This is a genomic window from Neisseria sp. P0001.S007 (assembly GCF_051963655.1).
Lineage (GTDB): Bacteria > Pseudomonadota > Gammaproteobacteria > Burkholderiales > Neisseriaceae > Neisseria > Neisseria subflava_A.
In genome coordinates this window covers 11,358-28,109 of record NZ_JBQCUB010000002.1, presented here as the reverse complement: position 1 = coordinate 28,109, position 16,752 = coordinate 11,358, and the positions used below count along the sequence as shown (strand labels likewise).

The following is a 16,752-nucleotide window of genomic DNA, read 5'->3' as shown; positions in this document are numbered from 1 at the left end:
GAGGCCGTCTGAAAAAATATTTTCAGACGGCCTTTTTCATTATTGTATAAATTAACCAAATTTTCGTTCTAGTTCTTTTGCTAGAGACCATCCTGCTGATTCAAGTAATGCAACAGAAATAGTTGGTGCAACAACGCTGCCTAAACCGGGAATTAATTTAGAAAATTCCTTTGCCATTGTTTTTATGGGTTGTTTTAACATGGTATTTTTAATTGCAGCTATAGCCATTGCTTCAGCAGCAGTTTTGGTCATATTCCCACCAAAAACAGCACAGAGACTTGTGCACATGGTAGTCATTGCGACCATATCTGTAGCAATACCAAGTCCTGGGACGGGAACGGCATTACCTGCGGCAGCAGCAACTGCATGAGAATGGATAATTTTATGGCATTTTGATTCTTGAGCTGGTGTCATAGTTTTCTCGTAACAGATAAGATATAAAACGGTGCAATACTACGTTATTCGTAGTAAATAATCAAGAAAAATATACGAAATTCGTAACTTTGATTTTTAGGATAGAAGTTATGAGTTTACAAGAAATTTTTACAAGGCGATTTAAGGAAGCAAGAAAAGCAAAAAATTTGACGCAGGAGAAACTGGGACTGGCGATAGGGTTAGATGAGTTTGTGGCAAGTACGCGTATTAATCGCTACGAGAAAGGAAATCATCAGCCTGATTTGAATACTTTGCAGAAAATTGCTGAAGTATTGGAAGTTCCACCAGCCTTTTTTTTCAGTGATGATGAATTTTCTGTAAAAATTTTAGATTTATATAAGAATAATTAAGGTGTGTTGTGATGAGGCCGTCTGAAAAAATATTTTCAGACGGCCTTTTATGTACAAAAGCTGTTAAAATCGAAGCTATAACCGTTTATCCGCAGGCATCTTATGAATCCCTTGATCTCCGATTTCCAAACTCAGCAACAACGCACTCCCGTCATCGTCGCCCTTGATTTTGCCAACGAAAAAGATACGCTCGGATTTGTCCGCAATCTTGACCCGGCACTGTGTCAAATCAAAATCGGCAAAGAGCTGTTTACCGCGACCGGCCGCAATTTGGCAGAAAGCTTAATCAATCAAGGTTTCAAACTTTTCCTCGATTTGAAATACCACGATATTCCCCACACAGTCGCTCAGGCCTGTAAAGTTGCCGCCGATATGGGCGTGTGGATGGTCGATATGCACGCATCGGGCGGTCGCCGCATGATGGAAGCAGCAGCAGAAGCCGTTGCCGGATATCAAACCAAGCCGCTTTTGATCGGCGTAACCGTGTTGACCAGCATGGAACAAAGCGACTTGGCAGAAATCGGTTTGAACATCGCCCCTGAAGAACAAGTCATCCGCTTGGCGAAACTGGCGCAAAGTTCAGGCTTGGACGGCGTGGTATGTTCCGCTCAAGAAGCCACACCATTGCGCCGCGAATTGGGACAGGATTTTGTCTTGGTAACACCGGGTATCCGCTTGGACGTTGCCGGCAATAATGACGACCAACGCCGTATTATGACACCGGCTGAAGCCTTGGTTGCAGGTTCAACCTATTTGGTAATGGGCCGCCCGGTAACCAAAGCTGCCGATCCGGTAGCTGTATTGCGCGAAGTGAACCGCGTGGCAAACGCTTAAGGCCGTCTGAAGTATGAAGGCGATTGTGATTGGCGCGACAGGCGCAACAGGAAAATCCTTGTTGCCTTTACTTGCAACCAGTTCAGAGGTTGAGTCTATCGACTGCTTCGGTCGCAGACATCCTGATTTTACCCACCAAAAGCTAAATAGCCATCAGATTGATTTTTCTCAGCCTGATGATTGGCGCGATGAAGTGCAGGGTGATGTATTGTTTGCCTGCTTGGGAACAACCCTGAAAGCAGCAGGAAGCAAAGAAGCGCAATGGGCAATCGATTATGAGGCAAATCTTGAATTTGCCAAAGCAGCCAGACAAAACGGTGTCAATGCTTTGGTTTTGATTTCCGCTTCCGGTGCAAATTCTGCTTCGCGCCTGTTTTATCAACGAATGAAGGGCGAATTGGAACAAGCAATTATTGCTTTGAATTTTCCGCACCTTATTATTTTCCGCCCGCCCTTATTGATTCGTCCGAATAGCGACCGATTGGGTGAGAAAATAGCCGAACGGATTTTGCATGGATTCAACCGTATCAGCCTGATGAAAAGCCAACGTCCGCTTGCGGTCGAAAAATTGGCGCAAGCCATGCTAAAAGCGGCGTTGTTGTCATCTTATGAACAGGCGTCGTACTCGAAAAACCATATGCAGGTATATGAGCCTCAAGATATTTTTAGGCTGTTAGATCAATAAACTGATAACAAGCCTTACACAGAGATTTTAATGGAGCCAGTATGGTAACCAAGTTCCAACAAGAAACCCTAAAATCACGTTTTGCACAAGCCAAAGTCCTTGTCGTCGGCGATGTGATGCTCGACCGCTATTGGTTTGGCGATGTGTCCCGTATTTCTCCTGAAGCCCCAGTGCCGGTGGCGAAAATCGCCCGTATCGACCAACGAGCGGGCGGAGCGGCGAACGTTGCGCGCAATATCGCCTCATTGGGCGGTAAAGTAGGGCTGTTGTCCGTGACCGGCGATGATGAAGCTGCAGATGCGTTGGACGCATTGATGATGCAAGACGGCGTTTCTTCCTATCTGATGCGCGATAAGCAAATTGCAACTACTGTCAAATTGCGCGTTGTTGCCCGCAACCAGCAGCTTATCCGACTTGACTTTGAAGAATCTCCTCATCGTGAGGTGTTGGAACAAATCAAGCATCAATATCGAGAAGTGTTGCCTGAATACGATGCCATTATTTTTTCAGATTACGGCAAGGGCGGTTTGTCGCATATTTCTGATATGATTGATTGGGCGAAACAGGCCGGTAAACCCGTTTTAATCGATCCTAAAGGCGATGATTACGAGAAATATGCCAGCGCTACGCTGATTACGCCTAACCGTGCAGAGTTGAAAGAAGTGGTGGGCAGCTGGAAAAACGAAAACGACTTGACCGAGAAAGCCCAAAATCTGCGCCGCCATCTCGACTTGACCGCTATTTTGCTAACCCGAAGCGAAGAGGGTATGACCCTGTTCAATGAGGGTGAGCCGATTTATCAGCCTACACGGGCCCAAGAAGTCTATGATGTATCCGGTGCGGGCGATACCGTTATTGCCGGAGTGGGCTTAGGGTTGGCCGCTGGTTATACCATGCCCGAAGCGATGCACCTTGCTAATACGGCAGCGGGCGTTGTCGTGGCGAAACTTGGTACGGCGGTTTGCTCGTTTTCAGAGTTGAATAAGGCATTGGAAGAGCAATAATGATTGTTTCAGACGGCCTTAAAATTCTAAATGTCGTCTGAAAATAGAGTTGGAATATAATCCAGACAGACAAGTTTTTATTTTCAGACGGCATGATTTCTTCAAGGCCGTCTGAAAAATCAAAATAAAGGAAATTCATTATGACCATTATCGTAACAGGCGCGGCCGGCTTTATCGGCAGCAACATCGTCAAAGCACTTAACCAGCGCGGTATTACCGACATTGTTGCCGTCGACAATTTGAGTAAAGGCGAAAAATTTAAAAACCTTGCCGAGTGTGAAATTGCCCATTATCTCGATAAACACGAATTTATCCGCCAAGTGCGTGGCCACCTTCTACCTTACGACGATATCGAGGCCGTTTTCCATCAAGGCGCATGTTCCGATACCATGAATCATGATGGTCTTTACATGATGGACAACAACTACCAGTACACGCTCGATCTCTTGGACTGGTGTCAGGATGAACGCATTCCGTTCCTTTATGCCTCCAGCGCTGCCGTATATGGTAAGGGCGAAATCTTCCGCGAAGAGCGCGAACTGGAAAAACCACTCAATGTGTACGGCTACTCTAAATTCTTGTTTGACCAAGTATTGCGTCGCCGCATGAAAGAAGGTCTGACAGCCCAAGTTGTCGGCTTCCGCTACTTCAATGTTTACGGACAACAGGAGCAACACAAAGGTCGTATGGCATCAGTCGCCTTCCATCATTTCCACCAATACCGCGAGCATGGTTATGTCAACCTATTCGGCGCCAATGACGGCTACGGCAACGGCGAGCAAACACGCGATTTTGTCAGCGTAGAAGACGTTGCCAAAGTTAACCTTTACTTCTTTGATCATCCCGAGCTTTCAGGCATCTTCAATCTTGGCACAGGCCGCAGCCAACAGTTTAACGAACTTGCCGCCGCCACCGTCAACGCTTGCCGTGCAGCCGAAGGCAAGCCTGAAATGAGTTTGAAAGAGTTGGTTGAAGAAGAACTTATTCGTTATATCCCATTCCCAGATGCCCTTAAAGGCAAATATCAGAGCTTTACTCAAGCGGATATCACCAAGCTGCGCGAAGCCGGGTATAAAGAAGAATTCTTGGATGTAAAACAAGGCGTCAGCCGTTACGTTAAATGGATGCTGGAGAACTTGGTTTAGTCTCTTTGCAGGCCGTCTGAAAAAGGATTTTCAGACGGCCTCATCATTTTGGGAGGCTTTAAAATTATAAATTTGCCTTTATTCGATAAGAATGGAAATAGCGTTTTTTACAACAAAGGTTTCAAAAAGGCTTAGTAGGGTAGCAGTGGATCTGCTGGAGTATTTGTAAAAGCTGTTGAGATATTATAGGTGTGAATAGATGAAATGAGACGATGCTATAACCAGTAAAATAAAAATGACTGGAAGTTTTTTAGTCTATTTATATTTAGGGACTGTACTAGATTATCCCTCTGTACTTTTTCTTTAATTTTCAGTGTGTTATCATCATATTTCAAGGGTAGCATATCTGCTAATCTAGTAAAGCCCCTAAAATTAATACGAATGGTAAGCAGCAGGGACGCACTCAAGCTGAATATAATGAAATAACACATTTTAAGATAAGGAGTCATTGATATGAAACAGATAGTTGTCCCTTTAAGTGTTGAAGCCATGAAAAAATTAGATTACGATCAAGCTGATGATAATGAACTATATGTATTTAAACTTTCAAAACAAGAGGTTAATTTGTTATTTGAGAAAAATTTCTTCGATAAAATAAATGAGATAATAGATACATATATAGATGATTATGAGGATGAAAAAATAATTGATTTAAGAAAATTAATTATTCTAAAAAATTTTTTACAAGATAATTCCCATCAGGCATTGACAGATATCCCTCTTAGAATATATCAAAATATTTTATTTTTAACTCAGCTGGCTATTTCCAAACAGACAGGTTTATTTTTCTTTTTTTAAATAACAAGCGCATTTGGAAATGCAAACCATAGCCCATATAAAACTTAAACTCAACAAGTAGCATGTGTGCAGAACGCACGCATGCGGTTCTCAAGGTTTGAGCCAAAAGGTCGTCTGAAACAACAAATACCTTTCTTTTAATAAGTTGCCACAGCAATCAGACAAAAGCAGCCTACCTCCACATCCATATAGGCAACATAGGGGAGATATTTTGTAAATTCTACAAATATTTTACCTGCTAAACAGGGTAGGATATGGTATGAAGCGAACATTAGCTTAATAAACACTATGTCAAGATCGAATCAGGCTGATACTAGATTGTTGTATTCCAATGATGGATTGCTATATAACAACTGATCGTTATATCTCTGCAACACAAATTGGAACTTGGAAATAGGAGTATAACTTATGCAATTAGAGATTATCGGCAGTAAAATTTATACGGAACAAGATTTTCATAATCAAATTTCAAAAATATTTTCTATACATGATTATTATGGGAACAATCTTGATGCTCTGTGGGATTTATTAAGCACAAATTTAGAACGACCGATTACTTTGGTATGGAAAGATGCTATGTTCTCAAAAAATCAATTAGAAAATATATTTATTGAAATAGTAAAGGTTCTAGAAAGAGTTAAGAAACAAGATGAGGATTATGGATTCGAAGAAAAATTTAATTATATTTTAGAGTAAGTAAACCCTAATTACATTACGTACACAGGCTTAAAACTCCCCAAAGCCAATTAAGCAAGCCGTAACCCATATAAAACTTAAACTCAACAAGTAGCATGTGTACGGAACGTACGCATGCAGTTCTCAGGGTTTAAGCCAAGAGGGTCGTCTGAAACAACAAATACAATGATACTGTAGAGCAAGTGAAATTTGCTCTTAGGCACCCTAGAATTGCTATTGCAATTGGATCTGTACATAAAGATCCTGGCTCTACATTAGAGCCTAATATTTCAACAATTACTTCAACTTTTCAATTAAATTTATTTCCTAATAGTGAATTTGGTGGTGAAGGTGGAGTTGGCAATGCATTCAGGCACGTTTTATGGCAAGCAATCATCACACGAGAATTTGGCAAAGATATTGCTGTTAAAGTAGGAAATAGTCATGAAAGTGGGGAAAAAATTAATTATTCTATAAAACGTAATCTTTCATTAGATAAAGCAGATGAAATGATTGATCAACTAAATAACGAAATAGGAAGAGAAATAGCATTAAATACCAATAGGTTAAATACAAAAGAGTTAGTTGGATTAATTCTGGAAACTTATAAAAATAATGGTTTTTATCAAGCAGAAAGAAACAGTAATGGAAATTATGATGTTGTAAGAAAAAGATTATCTGAAAAAGATTACCAAAATACAAGCAATATATTGATTCACTTAGATAATACTGGTGCCGGATTTAAAATTCAGCAGAGGAGAAAACAAATTAGAGCACAAATTTCAGCCAGACAATGGAGAAGATAAAAGATGAATAAAAATATACTTTATATATTTTCTTTATTAATCACTATTGTTATTTTCTTTATATTTGAAAAGAATGTAATAAGAAAAATAAGTTTTAATTATAATAAAAAAGAATTCTTAATTAGTGATATAACGAATTTTAATTGGGATTATGTAAAACTGTATATAATTAATACAGATTTCCAAAAAATTGTTTTTTATCATAAAAGTAAGATAGTTTTTGAGGAATTAATAGAACTAGATAGGGAAGGGAATGTTTTACCTCAATATCTATTTGATTCAGATTTGAAAAATGTTGAATATTACGAATGTGATTACAAGAATGGCAAGATGCAATTTTTAAAAAAAGAAAAATCACATTTTTTTGATGGATATTTTTATTATTATAAACCTATAAATTGTAGGCCGAAACTTTTGTAAAACTATCCGTCGTCATTACCGCCTAGGATTCAGGATTAGGACTCGTTTGGGGAGCAGGGAGTTCTGATATGGCTTGGAGTATGTTTGCCACAACCCAAGCCGATAGAGCGTTAAGCAAGCTGTAGCCCATATGAAACCTAAACTCAACAAGTAGGATGTGTGCGGAACGCACGCATGCGGTTCTCAAGGTTTGAGCTAAGAGGCCGTCTGAAACAACAAATACGGTTTCAGACGACCTTTCTTTCAACAAGCCACCACAGCAATCAGACAAAAGCAACCCGCCGCCACACCCATATCGGCAGCCCGGCCGGCAAAACCACCATCCGAAGCGGCGGGGATACCACCCTCAAAGGTGCGCAGCTCATCGGCAAAGGCGTACAGGCAGATACGCGCAACCTGCATATAGAAAGTGTTCAAGATACTGAAACCTATCAGAGCAAACAGCAAAACGCCGGTGCCCAAGTGACCGTAGGCTACGGATTCAGTGCAAGCGGCAGTTACAGCCAAAGCAAAATCCGAGCTGATCATGCTTCGGTAAACGAACAAAGCGGTATTTACGCCGGAGAAGACGGCTATCAAATCAATGTCGGAAACCACACCGACCTCAAAGGCGGCATCATCACCAGTACCCAAAGCGCAGAAGACAAAGGCAAAAACCGCTTTCAGACGGCTACCCTCACCCATAGCGACATTCAAAACCACAGCCGCTACGAAGGCGAAAGTTTCGGCTTAGGTGCCAGCGTTGCCGTAAGCGGCAAAACGCTGGGGCAGGGCGCACAAAATAAACCTCAAGACAAACACCTGACAAGCGTAGCGGATAAAAACAGCGCAAGTTCATCAGTGGGTTATGGCAGCGACAGCGACAGTCAAAGCAGCATCACGAAAAGCGGCATCAACACCCAAAACATTCAAATCACAGACGAAGCCGCACAAATCCGGCTGACAGGCAAAATAGCGGCACAAACCAAAGCCGATATTGATACAAACGTAACCACAGACACCGCCGAACGACATTCAGGTAGCCTGAAAAACGTATTTGACAAAGATAGAGTGCAAAGTGAACTGGATTTACAAAGAACCGTCAGCCAAGATTTTAGTAAAAATGTTCAACAGGCCAATACCGAGATTAACCGGCATTTGGACAAACTCAAAGCAGACAAAGAAGCAGCCGAAACAGCAGCAGCCGAGGCATTAGCCAATGGCGATATGGAAACTGCCAAACGCAAAGCCCATGAGGCTCAAGATGCGGCAGAAAAAGCAGATAATTGGCAACAAAGCAAAGTCATTCTCAACATGTTAGCCTCGGGCTTAGCTGCGCCGACCCAAAGCGGAGTGGGTATCGCTGCGGCTACCGCATCGCCAGCCGTATCGTATGCGATTGGACAGCACTTTAAAGATTTAGCTGGTCAAAACGCGAATGGCAAACTAACCGCCAGTCAAGAAACCGCTCACGTTCTTGCCCACGTGGTATTAGGAGCAGCGGTTGCAGCAGCAGCAGGCAACAATGCCCCGGCGGGAGCATTGAGTGCGGGCGGGTCGGAAGCGGCTGCGCCTTACATCAGCAAATGGTTATACGGCAAAGAAAAAGGAAGCGACTTAACGGCAGAAGAGAAAGAAACTGTTTCCGCGATTACAAACCTATTAGGAACAGCAACAGGAGCAGTGATTGGCGACACCACAGCCAATGCAGCGCAAGGCAGCCTGAATGCGCAGAGTGCGGTGGGGAATAATTTTTCACTTCAAGATGTAAAAGACTATTGGAATAGATTGACTGGTGGTTTATTAGGTGTTGCCGCGTCATTTGGTTCTGCTGGAGAACCTATTTTACATCCGATTGATACATGGAATGGGTTAAAAGAATTTGTCAATACAGATGATAAATTAGCTGTTTTACAAATGGGTCTAATTTTAACAGTGGAAGAAAGAAATCAAGACTATGAAACCTTTGTCAGATTAAATGATGAATTTGGTAAAAGCATGGTTATTGGTAGAAGTGTTACTGATATTACTTCTGCAGTAACTATGATATCTAAAACACCTGCTTTATTTAAAACAGCTTTGGCGCAATTGAGAAAAACAGGTTATGCAACTATTAATGGAGTTAAGGTTGTATATGTTAGTGGTAAAATTGCTCGTGCTGCGGATAATTATGTTGCTCCTATCCAAGTTCATAAACCTACAATAGGAATTTACCAAACAGCAAAAAAATTACCACAAGGAATTAGTTATGAAAAATTTTCCAACTTATCTCAAAAATTACGAACTCGAGTAGGAAATATTAGCAGTGACATATTAATTCAAGGTAGTAGAGAAAAAGGAACAGCCAAACCAAATTCTGATTTAGATATTGCAATTAGAGTAACTCCCGAAGATTTCAATGATTTAATTAGTAAATACTTTGGAAAGCCGAATGCTGGTTCGGCAAAAGAACGTACTATGCTACATGCAATACAAACAGGAAAAATTCAATCTGGAGAAGCTAAATTGTCTTCTTTTCGTAAAGAATTAGAAAAAGATTTAGGTATGGATGTTGATATTTCTATCATTAAACAAGGTGGGAAATTTGACAATCCACCTTATATTAAAGTTCAGTAAGGAAAATTTATGATTTCTGATTTTTGTAAATTATTTATTAGTAGTCAAGATAAAAATCTAATATCTTTAGCAATTGAAAATTTCTTTAAATCGCCATTAATAAATGGTAAATATATAGAAACTGAAATGTTAGATATTTATTTTTTTAATAATGATGAATTTGATGAAAAACGTAATTTTGACTTTAAAGATAATTTTTTATATTTTCCATTTATCATAGAGATAATTATGTTAAATCAATATGATATTGATGAATGTATCAATAAAATTAATAATTTTTTAGAATATTTAAATCATGCAAATATTATCACAATTATTTCTTGTGATTTTGAAGAAAGGGTACCAGCTTTAAATAGGTATAAACCATAGCAAGCGTAGCGTGGGTCATTGGTAAGGTGGGTACTTGCACCCTCCACATCAATATGACAATATTTTGGTAAATATGATTGCCACAGGCTTAAGTGTGCCTACGCAAAGTGGTGTAGGTATTGCAGCAGCGACTGTTTCGCCGATGATTTCAGGAGCACGATTGGTCAATAATCCTTCGTGCAAGGGTTGTTTGATAAGTGCTGACGGAACTCGTTTATACCGACCGCCTACTACCAAAAAAACACTCCAACACATCTTAATCCAACAGGAACGCAAGCGAATTTTGTTATTCGAGACCCAAATACAAGAACAACACTAACTAATGGACATTTAAATATAAAATGATTAACCTAGAATTGAAAGCCATCAATCTTTACGATTGTGCCTTTGAAGATTTCGTTCCCGAAATCAAAGACAATTTTTGTGTGGGAATTGATTTAGACATAGGCACTGATGATAGTGATGCTGCAGATATATTTTCCGTGTGCATATGCTCTCCAAAATGGATTTTGCATAATTGTTTCCAAAATCAAAGGGTTAAATGGGGAGCGGGTATGATGATTATGAATGAATTTAATCATTCTGTTATTAAATCGGAAATTGAGAAAATTCTTAAAGAATGTTCAAAAGAAACTTGGGAAAAGTCATTACCTTATTTACTTCGTTTCTTTTCGTGGGAGTTTGAAGATTATCAGTGCTAATTAAATCAAAAACAGCGAAACCAAAACTTTTTCGCTGTTTTATTTTTCCATAAACTTTTCAAAATAATCTTGTGCGGTCATTATTTTGGGTTTATCGAGATTAAGACAAACAAGTTTAATTATCTCTTTGGTAATGTTTCAAGTAACTCTCACAATGCAGCGAGGTCTTCTCAATTATCGCAGACAATGCAAAGACTTGGTGTGCCAAATAATGCTTATGGACACAATCTATTGACTGAACACTTTTCAAATGTTACACAAAATAACAATAACATCGTCAGAACTTTTTCTACACAATATGGAAATTTTGAAGTTAGAGAGTCGTTGTTTGCAAGTCCAAGTGGAAAGTTTGTAAAATTTGAAACCACATATCAAGTGTTGCCAAATGGAACAAGAGTGTTTAATACAGTAATTCCCAAAGGGGGACAATAATGTCTGAAAATATGTTACTTAACGCAGATGAGTTAATGTGGTTTTTTGAAAAAGAACCAGTAATTAGCGAAGATGAAAGTTGTGTTATTTTCAAATTAAATGACGGTATCAATAATTTTGAAATTGCCTTTGGATATGCTTTGCCGTATGTATCCATAAAAGTTTTTTCATCTATTGGAATGATTTGCTCATATTATTTAGAGCAAATTATTGAAATGAAAATAAAAAATGATGAGATAAGTGAATATCTTTATGTTAAATTAAAACAAAATAACGATGTTAGTAGTTTTAGCATAAGAATAAAACCACATATCCAAATAAACTTGCAATCGCTTTGTAGCTAATAAGCAGTAGCGTGAGCAACTTTTTTGGCATTTACTGCAATAACATTCAGGCAGCCTGAAAAACGTGTTTGACCAAGCAGCGGTGCAAAGCGAGCTAGATTTACAAAGAACCATAAGCCAAAGTTTTAATCAAAACGTTCAGGCAGCCAATATCAAAATTAACCAACACCTTGACCAACTCAAAGCACAACTAGAAAAAGGCGAGATAAGTCAAAGCGACTAAGACACCCAAGTGAAAAATTGGCAACGAGGACAAGTGCTACTCAACAGCATCGCCTCGGGCTTAAGTGCGCCAACCGAAAGCACAATGGGCATAGTAGCCGCAACTGCATCGCCAGCATTGTCATATGAAATTGGACAACAATTCAAAAAACACAATGCAGAAGGCACACCTGCACATATCCTTGCCCACGCGGTATTAGGAGCAGCAGTTGCAGCAGCAGGAGACAATAACGCCCTAGCAGGAGCGTTGAGTGCAGGTGGTGCGGAAGCGGCTGCACCTTACATCAGTAAATGGTTATATGGCAAAGACAAAGGCAGCGATTTAACGGCAGAAGAGAAAGAGACTGTAACCGCAATTACAAACTTATTGGGAACGGCAACAGGAGCAGTTATTGGCGACACCACAGCCAATGCAGAGCAAGGCAGCCTGAATGCGCAAAGTGCGGTGGAGAATAATGAACTAGCATTTAATATAAATAGTGAAAAAAATGCAGTGTTTCGTTTCAATCAAAAAGTACGAACGGAATTAGGTAATAAATTTGAACTACAAAAAACAGGAGAAAAAAATAAACAAGGGTATGAAATTGTTGAGTTAGTCCCATTAGCAAAACCTAATAGCACTAATAAATATCAGATTTCTGATTTAACTACCGATGAATTAAGATTCTACAATATGTTATCGGGCGTAATTCAGGATAGAAGAGGTTCTGCTAATATAACCTTAGTTCTTAATGATGAGAAAACAGCAGGAGGAAGTTGGATTACAGGCAATTTTGATGTAGGGGATATGGAAAAATTGGATAATCATTCAATTGTATTATCGGGAAATGTGCTAATAGCTCATGAATTTAATGAACAACTGGATAAAACAAAGCTAGGACTGCAACCGAATCAAGGCAGTAACGATATGGATTTTCAACAATTACATAGAAAAGCAATATTCAAGCACGAACCACAAGTATTGCCGGCATACATTAATTTTGTTGAAGATAATGGTATGGTTAATGGGATTGAGTATGATAAATTATACTATGATAATAATCTGCACCGATTAATTGGTATTACTTTCGGTAAGCTTAAATATGATAGTAATGATAATTTAATTCATGAATTTCAGCCAAAACAAACAATTATAAAACCAGATAGCAAGGGGAAATATATTATCCAAAATCCTAATAATCCCAACCAATCTTATCCATATCCATAAATTAAGGTATATCAAAAATGTTTAAATATTACTTATTATGTAGCTGTTTATTATTAATCGGATGTCAAACAACTGACATTCATACAATAAATCCCAAGTCCAATCCGAAACTATATTATCAACTTATGGCGCAAATTGGCGCACAACCTGATAATTCCAATAATCCCAAGTGGACATATTGCATAAACAAGCAAGATGGTTATGATATACAAAGAGATAAGGAGTTTATAGAATACATCAATCAAAATACCACAATGAAATTTTTGGGCTGTAAAGATGCTCATGCTCAATTTACACTACGTGATAAATAAAGCCAGCGTAGCCTGTATAATATGCTCGACAAAGCAGCATCGAGCGCAGTAGCAATAAAAGCAGCGGCTGAAACGCAGGCGTTGCCGTATCATTCGGACAAGGCGGTTGGTCATTAGGCATTACCGCAGGTGGCAATGTCGGCAAAGGACATGGCAAGGGCGACAGCCTCACCCATCGGCATAGCCATATTGGCGACACAGGCAGTCGAACCCTAATTCAAAGTGGTGAGACCACGACACTCAAAGGTGCCCAAGTCATGGGCCAAGGCGTACAAGTTGATGCCAAAAACCTAAGCATTCAAAGCGTACAAGATAGAGAAACTTATCAAAGCAAACAACAAAACGCCAGTGCACAAGTGACCGTAGGCTACGGATTCAGTGCCAGTGGCGATTACAGCCAAAGCAAAATCAACGCCGAGCACCAAAGCGTCAGCGAACAAAGCGGCATTTATGCGGGCGATGCGGGCTATCAAGTGAATGTGAAACAACACACCCAACTTGATGGCGGCATTATCACGTCCAGCCAAAGTGCAGAAGATAACGGCAAAAACCGATTTGGCACAGGCACACTTGCCCACAGCGACATCCAAAACCACAGCCATTACGAAGGCGAAAGTTTCGGATTGGGTGCAAGTGTTGCCGTAAGCGGTAAAACATTGGGGCAAGGCGCACAAAACAATCCGCAAGAAAGCCACTTAAAAACCGTAGCCGATAAAAACGGCACAAGTTCATCAGTAGGTTACGGCAGCGATCGAGACAATCAAAGCAGCGTCACAAAAAGCGGCATCAACACCCAAAATATCCGCATTACAGATGAAGCCAAACAAATTCAGCTGACAGGCAAAACCGCAGCGCAAACCAAAGCCGACATATACACAAATAAGGAGCAAAGATTGCAGTTGCAACGTGTGGTAGAGTATGGCAAAAATTGAAACATTACAGTCAAAATTACGGAGATCGAATAAATGACTTTTAATCAAGAACAAGATTATTGGGCTGGCTATAAGGCAAATGAAAGAGCCTTGATTATTCAAACATGGTCAGGATTTGGGCGATATGCTCCAGACCACCTATCTCCCCCCCATATCCTGCCATTGGATACCGACAATGAAACTTTAGGCACGACGGTCTTGCAAGCGTTGGCAAACAGCAGGACTTTCGTTTATGACAGTCCAGAAGACCAAGATTTTTTTGATACCGAAAAAATTCGGCAACGCTATGAGGATTGGGTTGCCAACCTATGCGGGAACTTGGGCTATAAAACCAGACGCGCCCTATTTAAAAACATGATGAGCGGGGATATTTGGCTGCACAACGGCTGCCTGAAAATCAGCCCGAGCCGCCATGTCAAGCTGGAAGCGTGGGATGCCATTGATGCAGACGATGTAATTTTATCATTGGATAACAGCCCTGAAGAAATCGGAGCAGGTTTAAGGTTGGCATTGAGCCGCTGCCGATAATATTTGGCAAAAGGTCGTCTGAAAGCCGGAAAAATGTTTCAGACGACTTTTTTATTAGACTCAAGCTCGCGTGCGTGCGTACCGCGCACACCTTACCTGCACAGGTTTAATGCGGGCTACGGCTTGCTGAAGATAAAGTTATTAAGGAATTTGTCAAATATGGAAAAAATTGAGAAATTTAAATCTGAATTATTAAATGCCATCTTTCAATATACTCAATGCATATCTATTTTTGTCTATAAGAAAAAGATATATTATTTAATTGATTATAAGGAAAATTTTGAATTAAATGCAAAAATATCTTTTGACATTTACCTAAGAGAAGGAATTATAACTAAAGAACAATATAATTATGATTATAAAAATTACCGTAATGGCATCTGGCAGTTAACTAAGGACAATTTCGAAAGCTATCTTCAATCAGATTCAGTCATTGTATTAAAAAAAGATGAATTGAAGGAACTGATGTTTCAGGGGTTTACTTCTGCTGAAGCAGTAAGGTTATATTCCGTTGTTGAGAACAAGCTGTCGTACAATGATCCTATCTCAGACTCTAGCCAGCAAAGTGATTTCTTAAAAATCAATCAGATTTCTTCGAGGCTGCCTTTGTTCTATATCAATTTTGATATGGAAGTGTATCTGCATATGGATTGGGACAGATGTCATGAAGATTATGTCTATGATGGCTGGTTTTCAAAGGCAATGGATTTTGGGTATTTAATACCGGACGAATTCTGTTACTGGAAAATTGAAGGACGAGATTATTGGAAATTTAGCCAATTATAAATATAAGCAAGCCAAGCCATAGCTTGTATGAATTCAAAAGGCCGTCTGAAAACAGCAAAACCGTTTCAGACGACCTTTGTTTAATGCCATCGAGCCAGCGGGCCATAAAGCGCTTGGCCAAAAAGGTATATTGATAGGCAAATACAAAAAGGAGGAAAAGTCAATTTTACTATCTTCAAACATTTTCAATTTGGAGTATTGCTATGATAATTAATTATTTTGAATACGGGCTTGCGACAGGCAAATGTTTTGGGTTTGACATGGAATCAGGTTGATTTAGACAGGAAGGTCTGTTGGTATCATCCTGATGAAATGAAAGCTGGAAATGCACTGGGTGTTGCTTTGAATGATACTGCTGTTGAAGTATTAAAGCGGCAGATAGGCAAGCATAAGAAATTTGTTTTTGTGAATAAGTGGAATAAACCAATTAGCGGCATTAACAGCCGATATTGGAAGAAGACGTTAGAACTGGCAGAAATAGAAGATTTTATTTGGCACGATTTAAGGCACACTTGGGCAAATTGGTTAGTTCAAGGTGGCGTACCATTGAGAGTGTTGCAAGAAATGGGTGGTTGGAAGACGTTAAGGATGGTGCAGAGATAGCACATTTGGCTCCTGAGCATCTTCATCAACATGCTCAAGTTTTACACGAGCTTGTCACATTTGACACAAATGGCGCAAGCGCAAGTTAGACATAAATCAGGCACAAACAAAAAAGACAGACTTACAAATAAGCTGTCAATTAGAAATTTAGAATCTTAGGTTTTTCAATAAGTTCAGATATTTATTGGTGCCCGGAGCCGGAATCGAACCGGCACGGCCGGTTTAGGGCCGACGGATTTTAAGTCCGTTGTGTCTACCTATTTCACCACCCGGGCGTAGACAATAAATTGATAGATTGGAGGCGGGGGCGCGGATTTGAACCGGCCTATATAAGGGTTGCACCCCTTATAGCATAAACACTCTGCCACCCCGCCATGAAATGGATGGAGGCGAGAGTCGGAATCGAACCGGCGTAGACGGATTTGCAATCCGCTGCATAACCACTTTGCTATCTCGCCAAATAAACTACTTTGGAGTGTATGTAGTATTGAAACTGGAGCGGGAAACGAGTCTCGAACTCGCGACCTCAACCTTGGCAAGGTTGCGCTCTACCAACTGAGCTATTCCCGC

Annotated in this window: 20 protein-coding genes, 4 tRNA genes and 2 pseudogenes; 21 read left to right on the top strand and 5 right to left on the bottom strand. The window is 40.1% G+C overall.

Annotated elements, in window-relative coordinates; translation table 11 throughout:
- Window positions 1-51: 51 nt before the first annotated feature.
- Entirely contained in the window at window positions 52-414 is a 363-nt protein-coding gene (locus ACTHRE_RS02545; RefSeq protein WP_070644924.1) for a hypothetical protein, read from the bottom strand.
- A gap of 110 nt (window positions 415-524) precedes the next feature.
- Here ACTHRE_RS02545 and ACTHRE_RS02540 point away from each other — a divergent pair, with 110 nt between their 5' ends.
- From ACTHRE_RS02540 to ACTHRE_RS02440, 21 genes and pseudogenes are all read left to right on the top strand, one after another.
- On the top strand, window positions 525-785 hold the full coding sequence (locus tag ACTHRE_RS02540; protein WP_070644922.1) for a helix-turn-helix domain-containing protein: 261 nt from the start codon (window positions 525-527) through the stop codon (window positions 783-785).
- Between the two features lie 102 nt (window positions 786-887).
- Window positions 888-1,619 carry an orotidine-5'-phosphate decarboxylase gene (gene pyrF, locus ACTHRE_RS02535; protein ID WP_377072314.1) on the top strand — a complete coding sequence of 244 codons (732 nt, stop codon included), beginning with the start codon at window positions 888-890 and terminating at the stop codon, window positions 1,617-1,619.
- Window positions 1,620-1,632: 13 nt separating this feature from the next.
- On the top strand, window positions 1,633-2,304 hold the full coding sequence (locus tag ACTHRE_RS02530) for an NAD(P)H-binding protein (protein WP_377072316.1): 672 nt from the start codon (window positions 1,633-1,635) through the stop codon (window positions 2,302-2,304).
- Between the two features lie 41 nt (window positions 2,305-2,345).
- Entirely contained in the window at window positions 2,346-3,308 is a 963-nt protein-coding gene (gene rfaE1, locus ACTHRE_RS02525; RefSeq protein ID WP_377072318.1) for a D-glycero-beta-D-manno-heptose-7-phosphate kinase, read from the top strand.
- A 140-nt stretch (window positions 3,309-3,448) separates the two neighbouring features.
- Window positions 3,449-4,453: an ADP-glyceromanno-heptose 6-epimerase gene (gene rfaD / locus ACTHRE_RS02520; RefSeq protein ID WP_049348399.1), complete on the top strand. Its 1,005-nt coding sequence runs from the start codon at window positions 3,449-3,451 to the stop codon at window positions 4,451-4,453.
- A 453-nt stretch (window positions 4,454-4,906) separates the two neighbouring features.
- Window positions 4,907-5,251 carry a hypothetical protein gene (locus ACTHRE_RS02515; protein ID WP_070644913.1) on the top strand — a complete coding sequence of 115 codons (345 nt, stop codon included), beginning with the start codon at window positions 4,907-4,909 and terminating at the stop codon, window positions 5,249-5,251.
- A gap of 408 nt (window positions 5,252-5,659) precedes the next feature.
- Window positions 5,660-5,947: a barstar family protein gene (locus ACTHRE_RS02510; protein WP_070644911.1), complete on the top strand. Its 288-nt coding sequence runs from the start codon at window positions 5,660-5,662 to the stop codon at window positions 5,945-5,947.
- A 182-nt stretch (window positions 5,948-6,129) separates the two neighbouring features.
- On the top strand, window positions 6,130-6,732 hold the full coding sequence (locus tag ACTHRE_RS02505; RefSeq protein ID WP_285071510.1) for a DUF6973 domain-containing protein: 603 nt from the start codon (window positions 6,130-6,132) through the stop codon (window positions 6,730-6,732).
- A gap of 3 nt (window positions 6,733-6,735) precedes the next feature.
- Complete coding sequence (locus ACTHRE_RS02500; protein ID WP_377072321.1) at window positions 6,736-7,152, top strand: hypothetical protein; 417 nt, start codon at window positions 6,736-6,738, stop codon at window positions 7,150-7,152.
- Window positions 7,153-7,428: 276 nt separating this feature from the next.
- A pseudogene (locus tag ACTHRE_RS02495) lies at window positions 7,429-8,883 on the top strand (hemagglutinin repeat-containing protein); the annotation flags it as partial.
- Between the two features lie 165 nt (window positions 8,884-9,048).
- Window positions 9,049-9,747: a nucleotidyltransferase domain-containing protein gene (locus tag ACTHRE_RS02490; protein WP_440344848.1), complete on the top strand. Its 699-nt coding sequence runs from the start codon at window positions 9,049-9,051 to the stop codon at window positions 9,745-9,747.
- Between the two features lie 9 nt (window positions 9,748-9,756).
- Window positions 9,757-10,116 carry a hypothetical protein gene (locus ACTHRE_RS02485; RefSeq protein ID WP_107792536.1) on the top strand — a complete coding sequence of 120 codons (360 nt, stop codon included), beginning with the start codon at window positions 9,757-9,759 and terminating at the stop codon, window positions 10,114-10,116.
- A 341-nt stretch (window positions 10,117-10,457) separates the two neighbouring features.
- Window positions 10,458-10,817: an immunity 8 family protein gene (locus ACTHRE_RS02480; protein ID WP_107792535.1), complete on the top strand. Its 360-nt coding sequence runs from the start codon at window positions 10,458-10,460 to the stop codon at window positions 10,815-10,817.
- A gap of 201 nt (window positions 10,818-11,018) precedes the next feature.
- Window positions 11,019-11,249, top strand: a complete 231-nt coding sequence (locus tag ACTHRE_RS02475; protein WP_440344807.1) for a hypothetical protein — start codon at window positions 11,019-11,021, stop codon at window positions 11,247-11,249.
- A complete protein-coding gene (locus ACTHRE_RS02470) occupies window positions 11,249-11,593 on the top strand; it encodes a hypothetical protein (protein WP_107792533.1) in 345 nt (114 codons plus the stop codon). The genes ACTHRE_RS02475 and ACTHRE_RS02470 overlap by 1 nt, the downstream gene beginning before the upstream one ends.
- Window positions 11,594-11,657: 64 nt before the next feature.
- Entirely contained in the window at window positions 11,658-11,816 is a 159-nt protein-coding gene (locus tag ACTHRE_RS02465; protein ID WP_234396024.1) for a hypothetical protein, read from the top strand.
- A gap of 9 nt (window positions 11,817-11,825) precedes the next feature.
- Window positions 11,826-13,022, top strand: coding sequence for a VENN motif pre-toxin domain-containing protein (locus ACTHRE_RS02460; protein WP_377072324.1), 1,197 nt, complete (start codon window positions 11,826-11,828; stop codon window positions 13,020-13,022).
- A gap of 334 nt (window positions 13,023-13,356) precedes the next feature.
- A pseudogene (locus ACTHRE_RS02455) lies at window positions 13,357-14,214 on the top strand (hemagglutinin repeat-containing protein); the annotation flags it as partial.
- 84 nt (window positions 14,215-14,298) lie between these two features.
- The gene (locus ACTHRE_RS02450; RefSeq protein WP_377072326.1) at window positions 14,299-14,793 is read left to right on the top strand and encodes a contact-dependent growth inhibition system immunity protein; all 495 of its coding nucleotides are present in this window, start codon (window positions 14,299-14,301) and stop codon (window positions 14,791-14,793) included.
- Between the two features lie 159 nt (window positions 14,794-14,952).
- A complete protein-coding gene (locus ACTHRE_RS02445) occupies window positions 14,953-15,579 on the top strand; it encodes a hypothetical protein (RefSeq protein ID WP_377072328.1) in 627 nt (208 codons plus the stop codon).
- 249 nt (window positions 15,580-15,828) lie between these two features.
- A complete protein-coding gene (locus ACTHRE_RS02440) occupies window positions 15,829-16,182 on the top strand; it encodes a site-specific integrase (protein ID WP_283120623.1) in 354 nt (117 codons plus the stop codon).
- A 185-nt stretch (window positions 16,183-16,367) separates the two neighbouring features.
- Here ACTHRE_RS02440 and ACTHRE_RS02435 read toward each other — a convergent pair.
- The 4 genes from ACTHRE_RS02435 to ACTHRE_RS02420 all read right to left on the bottom strand — a co-directional run bounded on the left by ACTHRE_RS02435 (window position 16,368) and on the right by ACTHRE_RS02420 (window position 16,752).
- Window positions 16,368-16,457, bottom strand: a tRNA-Leu gene (locus ACTHRE_RS02435).
- A 21-nt stretch (window positions 16,458-16,478) separates the two neighbouring features.
- Window positions 16,479-16,556, bottom strand: a tRNA-Cys gene (locus tag ACTHRE_RS02430).
- Between the two features lie 10 nt (window positions 16,557-16,566).
- A tRNA-Cys gene (locus ACTHRE_RS02425) sits at window positions 16,567-16,640 on the bottom strand.
- Window positions 16,641-16,676: 36 nt separating this feature from the next.
- Window positions 16,677-16,752, bottom strand: a tRNA-Gly gene (locus ACTHRE_RS02420).

Coding starts and splice junctions, on each gene's coding strand:
- ACTHRE_RS02545 (WP_070644924.1), bottom strand. CDS start 414: ATGACACCAGCTCAAGAATCAAAATGCCATAAAATTATCCATTCTCAT.
- ACTHRE_RS02540 (WP_070644922.1), top strand. CDS start 525: ATGAGTTTACAAGAAATTTTTACAAGGCGATTTAAGGAAGCAAGAAAA.
- pyrF (WP_377072314.1), top strand. CDS start 888: ATGAATCCCTTGATCTCCGATTTCCAAACTCAGCAACAACGCACTCCC.
- ACTHRE_RS02530 (WP_377072316.1), top strand. CDS start 1,633: ATGAAGGCGATTGTGATTGGCGCGACAGGCGCAACAGGAAAATCCTTG.
- rfaE1 (WP_377072318.1), top strand. CDS start 2,346: ATGGTAACCAAGTTCCAACAAGAAACCCTAAAATCACGTTTTGCACAA.
- rfaD (WP_049348399.1), top strand. CDS start 3,449: ATGACCATTATCGTAACAGGCGCGGCCGGCTTTATCGGCAGCAACATC.
- ACTHRE_RS02515 (WP_070644913.1), top strand. CDS start 4,907: ATGAAACAGATAGTTGTCCCTTTAAGTGTTGAAGCCATGAAAAAATTA.
- ACTHRE_RS02510 (WP_070644911.1), top strand. CDS start 5,660: ATGCAATTAGAGATTATCGGCAGTAAAATTTATACGGAACAAGATTTT.
- ACTHRE_RS02500 (WP_377072321.1), top strand. CDS start 6,736: ATGAATAAAAATATACTTTATATATTTTCTTTATTAATCACTATTGTT.
- ACTHRE_RS02490 (WP_440344848.1), top strand. CDS start 9,049: ATGGGTCTAATTTTAACAGTGGAAGAAAGAAATCAAGACTATGAAACC.
- ACTHRE_RS02485 (WP_107792536.1), top strand. CDS start 9,757: ATGATTTCTGATTTTTGTAAATTATTTATTAGTAGTCAAGATAAAAAT.
- ACTHRE_RS02480 (WP_107792535.1), top strand. CDS start 10,458: ATGATTAACCTAGAATTGAAAGCCATCAATCTTTACGATTGTGCCTTT.
- ACTHRE_RS02470 (WP_107792533.1), top strand. CDS start 11,249: ATGTCTGAAAATATGTTACTTAACGCAGATGAGTTAATGTGGTTTTTT.
- ACTHRE_RS02450 (WP_377072326.1), top strand. CDS start 14,299: ATGACTTTTAATCAAGAACAAGATTATTGGGCTGGCTATAAGGCAAAT.
- ACTHRE_RS02445 (WP_377072328.1), top strand. CDS start 14,953: ATGGAAAAAATTGAGAAATTTAAATCTGAATTATTAAATGCCATCTTT.